We start from the raw sequence: 1188 nt of genomic DNA on the forward strand, positions 1-1188 counted from the left end.
CCTGTTATCCATCGCCTACGCCTGTCGGCCTCAGCTTAGGACCCGACTAACCCAGAGCGGACGAGCCTTCCTCTGGAAACCTTAGTCAATCGGTGGACGGGATTCTCACCCGTCTTTCGCTACTCACACCGGCATTCTCACTTCTAAGCGCTCCACATGTCCTTGCGATCATGCTTCACCGCCCTTAGAACGCTCTCCTACCATTGTCCAAAGGACAATCCACAGCTTCGGTAATATGTTTAGCCCCGGTACATTTTCGGCGCAGTGTCACTCGACTAGTGAGCTATTACGCACTCTTTAAATGATGGCTGCTTCTAAGCCAACATCCTAGTTGTCTGGGCAACGCCACATCCTTTTCCACTTAACATATATTTTGGGACCTTAGCTGGTGGTCTGGGCTGTTTCCCTTTCGAACACGGACCTTATCACCCATGTTCTGACTCCCAAGTTAAATTAATTGGCATTCGGAGTTTGTCTGAATTCGGTAACCCGAGAAGGGCCCCTCGTCCAAACAGTGCTCTACCTCCAATAATCATCACTTGAGGCTAGCCCTAAAGCTATTTCGGAGAGAACCAGCTATCTCCAGGTTCGATTGGAATTTCTCCGCTACCCTCAGTTCATCCGCTCACTTTTCAACGTAAGTCGGTTCGGTCCTCCATTCAGTGTTACCTGAACTTCAACCTGACCAAGGGTAGATCACCTGGTTTCGGGTCTACGACCAAATACTAAACGCCCTATTCAGACTCGCTTTCGCTACGGCTCCACATTTACTGCTTAACCTTGCATCAAATCGTAACTCGCCGGTTCATTCTACAAAAGGCACGCCATCACCCATTAACGGGCTCTGACTACTTGTAAGCACACGGTTTCAGGTTCTATTTCACTCCCCTTCCGGGGTGCTTTTCACCTTTCCCTCACGGTACTGGTTCACTATCGGTCACTAGAGAGTATTTAGCCTTAGGAGATGGTCCTCCCAGATTCCGACGGAATTTCACGTGCTCCGTCGTACTCAGGATCCACTCAAGAGAGACAATATTTTCAACTACAGGATTGTTACCTTCTTTGATTCATCTTTCCAGATGATTCGTCTAATATCGTCCTTTGTAACTCCGTACAGAGTGTCCTACAACCCCAACAAGCAAGCTTGTTGGTTTGGGCTCTTCCCGTTTCGCTCGCCGCTACTCAGGG

The 1188-nt window shown here is 49.1% G+C and carries 1 rRNA gene; it reads right to left on the minus strand.

Features of this window, described 5'->3' with window-relative positions:
* Positions 1-1188, minus strand: a 23S ribosomal RNA gene (locus tag CD113_RS00005); the annotation flags it as partial.

Source organism: Staphylococcus simiae, from assembly GCF_002902085.1.
In the GTDB taxonomy this organism is placed as follows: Bacteria; Bacillota; Bacilli; order Staphylococcales; family Staphylococcaceae; genus Staphylococcus; species Staphylococcus simiae.